We start from the raw sequence: 1,191 nt of genomic DNA, 5'->3' as shown, positions 1-1,191 counted from the left end.
CAGGCGCGCGCTGTGCTCGTGCATCAGCTGTTCATGCTCGGTGAGCATGCCGGGGATGCAATCGCGGAGGAACTCGACCCAGGTGCGGATCTTCGCGTCGAGGAACTGCCGCGATGGGTAGAGCGCGTAGATGTTCAGGTGGAACAGGCTGTAGCCGGGCATCACCCGCACCAGGCTGCCGTTGCGCAGCCCCTCCACCGCCGAGTACACCGGCAGCGCGCCGATGCCCATGCCGGCCACCACCGCCTCGGTGAGGGCGTCGGCGGTGTTGACCTGGAAGTGGGTGTGCTCGATGTGCGCCAGTTCCTCGCCGTCCGGGCCGTGGAACAGCCACTTGTCCAGCGACATCACGCTGTTCACCAGGCGCAGGCAGCGGTGCCCGGCCAGCTCGGCGGGCATCTTCGGCGCGCCGTGGCGGGCCACGTAGCCGGGCGCTGCGCAGAGCACGCTGTAGGTCTCGCCCAGGCGCTTGGAGACGAAGCCCGAATCGGGCAACTCGGGGGCGATCACCACCGAGATGTCGTAGCCCTCGTCGAGGATGTCGGTGGTGCGGTTGGCCAGGGTCAGGTCGAAGCTCACTTCCGAGTACATCTCGCAGTACTGGGAGATCGCCTTGATCAGGTAGTGCTGGCCGATGCCGGTCATGGCGTGCACCTTGAGCTTGCCGGCCGGGCGCGAATGAGCGTCGCTGGCCTCGGCCTCGGCTTCCTCGATGTAGCCGAGGATCTGCTGGCAGCGCAGCAGGTAGCGCTGGCCGGCCTCGGTGAGGGCGATGCGGCGGGTGGTGCGGTGCAGCAGGCGGGTACGCAGGTGGGCTTCGAGCTTGGCCACGGTACGCGAGACGTAGGCCGTGGTGAGGTCCATGCGCTGGGCGGCGGCGGTGAAGCTGCCGGTTTCGGCGACACAGACGAAGGCACGCATGTTGTGCAGCAGGTCCATCATTTCTCCTGAGAGCCTGTCCGCGAGCCAGGGTCGGCGGCGTCTTCGGCGCCGCCCGGCGCACCAGCAAAGTCTTGTTACAGATTCGCGACAGGCGGCGAATTGTCGCATAACTGCGGCGAGGGAATTATTGCTCTTTCAGGCAACAATAATTCGCCCATCCGTCAGCTTATCCTGCCTTCGGCGCCCTCCTAGAATCGGCTCCCCACCGCGGTCCCCGCCGTTTCCAGGATTCGAAGCCGTGTTTCGCCT

At 66.2% G+C, this 1,191-nt stretch carries 1 protein-coding gene; it reads right to left on the bottom strand.

Annotated elements, in window-relative coordinates; translation table 11 throughout:
* Positions 1-939, bottom strand: a 939-nt coding sequence (locus tag P3W75_RS04170; protein WP_276226113.1) for a LysR family transcriptional regulator, incomplete at its 3' end; no start/stop codon positions are given.
* Between the last annotated feature and the right edge of the window lie 252 nt (positions 940-1,191).

This window comes from Pseudomonas citronellolis, from assembly GCF_029335315.1.
Taxonomy (GTDB): Bacteria; Pseudomonadota; Gammaproteobacteria; order Pseudomonadales; family Pseudomonadaceae; genus Pseudomonas; species Pseudomonas citronellolis_A.
This window is presented reverse-complemented; position numbering and strand designations above follow the sequence as displayed.